General features: G+C 40.0%; 12 protein-coding genes. All 12 read left to right on the plus strand.

Features of this window, described 5'->3' with window-relative positions:
* Positions 1–73: 73 nt before the first annotated feature.
* Positions 74–259, plus strand: a complete 186-nt coding sequence (locus Q0296_RS01790) for a hypothetical protein (RefSeq protein WP_298035930.1) — start codon at positions 74–76, stop codon at positions 257–259.
* The gene (locus Q0296_RS01795; protein ID WP_298035931.1) at positions 249–1,082 is read left to right on the plus strand and encodes a DNA adenine methylase; all 834 of its coding nucleotides are present in this window, start codon (positions 249–251) and stop codon (positions 1,080–1,082) included. Before Q0296_RS01790 ends, Q0296_RS01795 begins: the two co-directional genes overlap by 11 nt.
* A gap of 28 nt (positions 1,083–1,110) precedes the next feature.
* Positions 1,111–1,407, plus strand: coding sequence for a hypothetical protein (locus Q0296_RS01800; RefSeq protein WP_298035932.1), 297 nt, complete (start codon positions 1,111–1,113; stop codon positions 1,405–1,407).
* On the plus strand, positions 1,407–1,667 hold the full coding sequence (locus Q0296_RS01805) for a hypothetical protein (RefSeq protein ID WP_298035933.1): 261 nt from the start codon (positions 1,407–1,409) through the stop codon (positions 1,665–1,667). The genes Q0296_RS01800 and Q0296_RS01805 overlap by 1 nt, the downstream gene beginning before the upstream one ends.
* Complete coding sequence (locus Q0296_RS01810; protein ID WP_298035935.1) at positions 1,636–2,016, plus strand: DUF1064 domain-containing protein; 381 nt, start codon at positions 1,636–1,638, stop codon at positions 2,014–2,016. Before Q0296_RS01805 ends, Q0296_RS01810 begins: the two co-directional genes overlap by 32 nt.
* 4 nt (positions 2,017–2,020) lie before the next feature.
* Positions 2,021–2,374 carry a hypothetical protein gene (locus tag Q0296_RS01815; protein WP_298035936.1) on the plus strand — a complete coding sequence of 118 codons (354 nt, stop codon included), beginning with the start codon at positions 2,021–2,023 and terminating at the stop codon, positions 2,372–2,374.
* Between the two features lie 10 nt (positions 2,375–2,384).
* On the plus strand, positions 2,385–2,918 hold the full coding sequence (locus Q0296_RS01820; RefSeq protein ID WP_298035938.1) for a hypothetical protein: 534 nt from the start codon (positions 2,385–2,387) through the stop codon (positions 2,916–2,918).
* Complete coding sequence (locus tag Q0296_RS01825; protein WP_298035940.1) at positions 2,915–4,135, plus strand: PBSX family phage terminase large subunit; 1,221 nt, start codon at positions 2,915–2,917, stop codon at positions 4,133–4,135. Before Q0296_RS01820 ends, Q0296_RS01825 begins: the two co-directional genes overlap by 4 nt.
* Before the next feature lie 46 nt (positions 4,136–4,181).
* Positions 4,182–5,417, plus strand: coding sequence for a phage portal protein (locus Q0296_RS01830; RefSeq protein WP_298035942.1), 1,236 nt, complete (start codon positions 4,182–4,184; stop codon positions 5,415–5,417).
* Positions 5,398–6,222: a phage minor head protein gene (locus Q0296_RS01835; RefSeq protein WP_298035944.1), complete on the plus strand. Its 825-nt coding sequence runs from the start codon at positions 5,398–5,400 to the stop codon at positions 6,220–6,222. Before Q0296_RS01830 ends, Q0296_RS01835 begins: the two co-directional genes overlap by 20 nt.
* Positions 6,223–7,341 carry a DUF2213 domain-containing protein gene (locus Q0296_RS01840; protein ID WP_298035946.1) on the plus strand — a complete coding sequence of 373 codons (1,119 nt, stop codon included), beginning with the start codon at positions 6,223–6,225 and terminating at the stop codon, positions 7,339–7,341. It abuts the gene before it with no gap.
* A partial coding sequence (locus Q0296_RS01845; RefSeq protein ID WP_298035948.1) for a hypothetical protein occupies positions 7,341–7,662 on the plus strand: 322 nt, incomplete at its 3' end. The genes Q0296_RS01840 and Q0296_RS01845, both read left to right, overlap by 1 nt.

The raw sequence follows: 7,662 nt of genomic DNA on the forward strand, positions 1-7,662 counted from the left end.
AACGCCAGGCTATAAGAAATGAAGTTGATTATGAGATAGGCAAAAAGATATTTGAGCGTTATTTGGAGCAAATATGAAAGCCGTATATATCACAATAGCCGAAAGCGGAGCTAGCATAATCGCAAAGGTAGCGGACGAAAACAAAAAGATACTTGATAGATTTGAGATAAGCCGTAAGGACGCAAGCGGTGTGCTTGAAGTAATGAGAAAGTGGAACGAGAAGTACAAGGGCGAAAAGGAGGCTAGCCTTGATATATAACGCTGCCCCTTTGCCATTTCAAGGACAAAAAAGAAACTTTATTAAGCAATTTAGAGAGCTTATAAAAGACGAGTTTAGAGCGCATCGGAACGGAATTTTTATTGATGCTTTTGGTGGCTCTGGTCTGCTTAGCCACAATATAAAGCAAATTTATCCAAACGCAAGGGTAATTTATAACGACTACGATAATTACAGCCAGAGGCTGGCAAATATAGAGGCAACAAACGAGATTTTACAAGCAATAGAGCCTATCACAAAAAAATATAAAAAGGATGAAAAAGTAAGTGGAGAGGATAGAGAAAAAATTATAAAAATCATAGATGAGTATATAAAGAGAGGATATTTCATCGACTGGATAACGCTCAGCTCAAAGCTTCTTTTTGGTGGCAAATATGCTCATAATGAAGATGAATTAAAAAAAGAAAAGACGTTTTATGTAAAAAACCCCAAAACGCCTTTACGTCAAGCAGATGGTTATTTAAAAGGCGTTGAGATAGCCCATAAAGATGCAATGGAGCTGATAAAAGAATTTGAAAATAAAGATGTTGTATTGGTTTTAGACCCACCATATTTACAAACAAGCAAAGCAGGCTATAAATGCTTTTGGGGCTTAAGAGATTTTTTAAAGCTAATTAGACTAGTGCGAGAACCTTTTATATTTTTCTCAAGTGAAAATAGCGACATTTTGCCATACATAGACGACCTAGTAGAGTATGGCGATGAAGCTTTTAAAGGGTATAGCCTAAAACAAGCAATTTTAACTAATGGACAAGCGAAGACTGATTATATGATCTATAAGAGCGGAGTAAGGGGGCTATTTTGAGATTAACTAAAAGTAAAAAAGGAAAGAAATGGTACTAAATTGTGCAGTTTATAAACTAGATATTGATGAGATAAAGGGTAGTGACGATTGGTTTGACGCTAACGGACAGCTAAAATACAAAGAGCGATTTTTGTTTGATACACTCAAAAAAGCGGGCGAGATAGAAAAAAGTTGGCTAGTGGCCTTATTCGCAAGCGAGCAAGACGCGATAGAGTTCTGTGAGGGTGTGGGACTAAACGCAGACTCGGATTATTTTTACTTTTGCACTCGTGGACACTACTCATTAGACACAAAAATGGGCGAATATGTAGAGGTAGGATATTAATGCGATTAACTAGAAGCAAAAATAGAGCCTACCAGCTAAGACTACTTGAAGCGTATCCACTTTGCCAAATATGCGAGAAACAACAAAGCATAGAGTGTCACCATGTACGCTATGGCAGATTTGGAGCAGATAAGGACGACAGCAAACAAATAGCCGTTTGTAGAGAGTGTCATCAATGGTGCCACGCACACAAACACGAGAGTATAGAAAAATATGAGGAGGTGGCTGATGAGAATTGGCAACGTTTCGGCGATTGTTAAAAGCAAATATGGTAACAAAAAAACCAAGGGCTTTGATAGTGCCAAAGAGTGGCGTAGAAACCAAGAGCTAGAAACCTTACAGCGAGCTGGCGAGATAAGCGAGCTAAAACGTCAAGTGCCCTTTACGCTAATGCCTAGTTTTGCCATAACAGACGAAACAACCAAGCAAGGCTTTAGAATGATACGTGAGATCAGATACATAGCAGATTTTACATACCGCTTAAAAAATGGCAAGAGGATAATAGAGGACGTAAAGGGAATGCAAACGGACGTTTTCAAGCTGAAGCGAAAACTGCTAGAGAGAAAAATAGCCCTTGGAGTGATAGAGGGCGAGTTTAGGATTTATTAGAAAAATGGATTTGCCTAATTTAAAACATTTAGACGTATTTTATGCCGTGCTTGATAAATTTTACCCAGACTGGGAAAAGAGAGAGGATCACTATTATTTAACGGAAATTTCGTTTTTAATAAGGGAGGTATTAAATAGCCCCTATACGGACGAAACTGTTATTAATAATCTAAGAGTAAGCGAGGTAAAGAAATACCAAAACGAGCTTAACACGTTATTAAATACGCCTAAAGAATTTTTAGATTGGGTGTTAAAGCATAGAATGGCAGCGGATAGGCGAAAGATGTGCCAAAGTAAATTTATAAAGCCTAAACGCAAGTATAAAAAGAAAAAATATCAACAACCGACTTTATTTTAAGGGGTAGATGGTGGGAAAAATAACAGATGAGATAAAAGAGAAAATTTTGGCTGACTTTCATACGGGCAAATTTTCACAAAGAGAGCTAGCAAAAAAATATAGTGTATCAAATGGCACTGTGGCCAATTTACTCAAAGGATTAACGCCAAAAAATGAGCATTTAGTTGAAGCTCAAATAACGCTATTGTCGGCACAAACTCAAAAATCAGAAATAGAAATGAGCAGTATTTTGAGCACTGCCAAAGATGAAGCATATAACCGCGGATTAATATTTAATGCTACGCAAAAAAATCTTAATCGAGTGATGGATATGCTAGATAAAAATACCAAATACGAAAAGGTAGGTATCGGTGACGGGGTGCAGACTTTCGAGCCCATAGAGCTAAACGCAAACGATTTCAAAGCCTTGCAAGAAGCCATAGATAAAGCAAGCCTAACACTAGGAGTAAATTCACGCACTGGCAACATTAGTATAAATAACACCAACGCACAACAAACTGAAGTAACCGAAATTAGGCGAACGATAGTAAAGCTTGATAAATGATAATTGATTTAAACACTGCCCCAATCTTTGAGCCACTATTGGAAAATAAAAGATACAAAGGGGCTAAAGGCGGACGTGGTAGTGGGAAAAGCCATTTTTTTGCCGAGTGCATAATCGAAACAATGCTAATCAACCCAGACGCTCGCATAGTTTGTATAAGGGAAATACAACGATCGCTAAAGTTTTCATCAAAAGCCCTAATAGAAAGCAAGATAAACAGCTTAGGGGTAAGTGAATATTTTGAGATAACACTAACCGAGATCAGAGCTAAGCGTGGCAATGGGTTAATAATTTTTCAAGGCATGCAAGACCATACCGCCGATAGTATAAAATCACTAGAGGGCTTTGATGTTGCGTGGGTGGAGGAAGCACAAAACCTAAGCAAGCGAAGCCTAGAGCTTTTACGTCCGACTATACGCAAGGAAAACTCCGAGCTTTGGTTTAGCTGGAACCCTGAAAACGAAACGGACGCAGTGGATAGCTTTTTTAAACAAATGCAAGAGAATGGTGCGACTGATTTTATTCTAGTTACAGCAAATTTTAGCGATAACCCATTTTTGCCAACCGAACTATTTAACGAGCAAGAATACGATCGCAGGTATAATCCCAGCACCTACGAGCATATTTGGCTAGGGGGCTACAACACAAAGAGCGACGCACTTATTTTCAAAGGCAAATTTAGAGTAGAAAATTTTAGCACGGACGGGTTAGGCAATCCTTACCACGGCTTAGACTTCGGTTTTGCTAATGATCCGACAGCGGCGATAAGGTGCTATATACACGACCGAAAACTCTACATAAGCCACGAGGCTGGAGCGGTAGGGTTAGAGCTTGATTACACGGCGGAGTTTTTAAAAGAGCGTATCGAAAATATACATAAATATGTAATAAGAGCCGATAACGCACGCCCTGAAAGTATAAGCTATTTAAAAAGGCACGGGCTAAGCATGATAACGCCAACAATAAAAGGCAAAGGCAGCATAGAGGACGGCATAGAGTTTATACGCAGTTTTGAAGCAATCATAATACACGAGCGTTGTGTTGAAACCGCAAGGGAATTTAGATTATACAGCTACAAAACCGACCCACATAGTGGCGATATATTGCCACAAATACTAGATGAAAACAACCACTACATAGATGCATTACGTTACGCCCTAGAACCACTAATAAAAAGCAAAACAACAATTTGGGGACACATTACAAGCCGAAGCTAACACCCAAAAACGCCTTATTATTAATCAAAAAATAAAAGGCGGAATAATGGGGCAAAAAATAACCGATAGCTTAGAAAACCTAGTAACTAAAATGGGGCAAATGACGGCGAATAGAGATTATACGCCATTATTAGTCACAAACACACAGCTTCTAAACGCTTACAACAATGGTTGGATAGCTAAACGCTACATTAAAAAGACCATAGGCGATATGTTAAAAATGGGGCGTGAAATCGACTGGGACGATATAGACGAAGAACGCAAAAAAGAGTATTACGATGCTTGCGGTAAGATAGAGATTGAGGGCGTTATTAAAGACCTGCTTTTTAACGTTTTGCTTTATGGCGAAGCGGCGATATTAGCCGTAACAGACGCAAGCGAGAAAACCTACCAACTCCCATTAAGCCCTAATGAAACAATTAAACAATTTATCGTTTTTGGCAAGGGCGAATTTAAAGCAAGAAATGCAGAACACAAATTTAACCGACCTAGCCTTTATGATGTGAAGGGAGTTAAAACTCACGTTAGCCGTCTTTGTATAGTGCAAGGGGGAATAAAAAGCTATGGTATAAAACAGCGTGAAAGTATAAGTGATATAGCTACCGCCCTTGATATTATTAAGATGTTTGACACTATCACGCTAAGCGTTAGCGACTTGATCGAGGAGTGCAAAATAGATGTATACAAAATGGATGGGTATAACGAGCAAATAGCAATAGGCAACGAGGGCGAGATACTAAAACGGCTAAGACTAATAAATGAAGCCAAAAGCTACACTAACGCAATAGCTATGGATATGAAAGACGACTACCTAACCAAAGAAAACAATTTAACGGGTATAGCCGAGCTTTGGAGTAAGAGTTGTATTGTGGTAGCTGGAGCATTAAACCGCCCTATTAGCATACTATTTGGTGAGGGAGCTGGTGGCTTTAGTAGTGGCGAAGAAGACAACCGAGCATATTATGAAACGATCAACGAACTACAAAACACACTATTGCGCCCAGTTTATGACTTCATCGATCCGTTTATCTTAGGTGAAACCCTAGAATACGATTTTTACAGCATAGACAGCCTAAATGACAAAGAAAAAGCCGAAATTTTAAACGTAAAAAGCACAGCGCTTGGTAATTTGCTAGATAAGGGTGTAATAACCGAAGCGATAATTTTAAAAGAGCTAAAAGACGAGGGGCTGATTAAAAACATAAGCCCAGAGGATATAAACGAAGCCGAGCTATTAGCCCAAAAGTTAGACGAGCCAGCCGATGAAACCGACCTTATCTGAACTATTTAGCAAGAAACGCAATAAAGAGTTTAAGCCAGTACAGCCTAGCAAGCGCGCAGAGGTTAAATATCGTAACGCCTTATTGCTATTAATAGCCTCTTTAAAAACGGCGCTATTAAAAAGGCTTAGAGTGTTTTTGCTGGGTAGCCCTAGCGACGCCGAAATAATAGAACACACAACCCAAATACTAGACGGACTACGAAAAGCTGACACACTAGACTATGCCAAAAAGCTAAGCCGAGGCGTGGTTAGCGCAGTAAATGAAGCCAACAAAGAGCGACTAATCCAAAACGTGCAAAAAGGCACGGATATAGACCTAACGCCGCTTGTGGGCGATACCGCCGTAAAAGCAAAACTAGACGAATACATAGCCAAAAACGTGAGCTTGATAACTTCGGTAAAAAATGACTACCTAAACGACGTGGAAAAAGCAATAAGAGAGAGCTATTTAAAAAATGGCAGGGCTGAAAATTTAGCCACGATCATACACGAACGCACGGGCGTAAGTAAAAGCAGGGCTAGGCTAATAGCTAGAGATCAGACGGCAAAAATTAACGCCGAGCTAGATCAAGAACGCATGCAAAATCTAGGCGTAAAGCTTTATATCTGGTGCACGGCTAAAGATGAAAGGGTAAGACACACGCACGCGAATATGCAAGGTGTGCTATGTCGTTTTGATGATGATAGCGTGTATAGCAAAGACGGCGGCAAAACGTGGATAAAACGAGAGGCGGACAAGCCGAAATGCAAGCCTGGCGTTGATATACAATGCCGATGTTTTGCAAAAGCAATCATAGGGGTATAAATGGATTTTAAAATAAATGATGACGGCTACATAATAACAAAAGCCAAAATGGCAAGTATTCAGCCTATGGAATACCTAGGCGAGGAAATAGGCCGCACCAGTGGCAAGGTATATAAAGTTTTTCGGGACGAAAAAGAAGTTTTTAGCCCCGAGACGATTAAAAGCTTTGAGGGCAAGCCGCTAACGCTAACACACCCAGACGACGACGTAACAGCTAAAAACTGGAAAGATACGGCGATAGGACATATTCAAAACGTGCGCCGTGAGGGGGATTTTTTGGTAGGTGATGCATATATAAATGACGAGATAGCGATCAAAATAATAAAAGAACAAGGAATAAAGGAGGTAAGTTGCGGATATGACAGCAAACTAATCGAGCGTGATGGGAAAATTTGGCAAACGAATATAAGGGGCAATCATTTGGCAGTAGTAGCCGAGGGGCGAGCTGGCAAAGATTGTAAATTAGGTGATAGCAAAAGGATAAAAATGAAATTCATAGATAAATTAAAAGGCGCTTTGATAGCAGCCAAAAAGTTTAAAGATAACGACGAAGTCGGTAAAGAGAAAGTAGAGGAAGCCAACGAGGCTAATAATGAGCTAGTTGATCTTTTAGAGCAAGCATTAAGCGGGGCTGAGGAAGTAAGCACAAAACTAGACGAAACAACAGCAGAGCTTGAAAAAACAAAAACTGAGCTAGCAGATGTAAAGGCCAAAAGCGTAAAAGACGATGACGGCACGGACGAGAACGCGCAAATTGCTGAGCTTAAGGCAAAGGTTGAGGCACTAGAAAAAGAAAACGCTGAGCTAAAGGCTGAAATCGAAAAACTAAAAGGCGAGGCAGAAACAACCGAAGCCGTAACAGACGCTAAAGCAAATTTTAGCCACGTAAAACTAAGTGACGCTAAGAACGCTAGGGGCGTTTATGAAGCGGTAATCCTAGATAGTAAAGCATTTAATGCCGATGAGCTTAAAAAACTAAGTGATAGCGAAATACACGCTTTATACCTAGGGCTAAAGGCGGCTAAAAGGACTAAGGACAATAGCGGCAGCGTACTAGATAAATTTTACGACGCTAAGCCAAACAAAATAGATTTAAATAAAAAATTTGGAGGTAAATAATGGGCTATTTAGATAAAAGAGCTTTTGCAGGACAAGTAGCTAGAGCGGGCGAAAGTGCCGTAACAGCGTTAGCTTATGTAAATAACGATACCGAGGTTATCCTTTTTGGTGTATTCGTAACTAGCAAGGACGGCGGCGTAGCAAAAATAAGCAAAGCAACCGACCAGATTATGGGTGTTAGCCTTAAAATGGGGACTAAGAGCGAAAACAAACCAGGCGAGGTTATGAGCGTTTTATCAATCTCTTATGGTAGCGAAGTTTGGGTACAAGGCAAAGAGGCTCACGGCTTGGCAGTTGGCGACACTATTCAAGTAGAAGCAA

Source organism: uncultured Campylobacter sp., assembly GCF_937890585.1.
Lineage (GTDB): Bacteria > Campylobacterota > Campylobacteria > Campylobacterales > Campylobacteraceae > Campylobacter_A.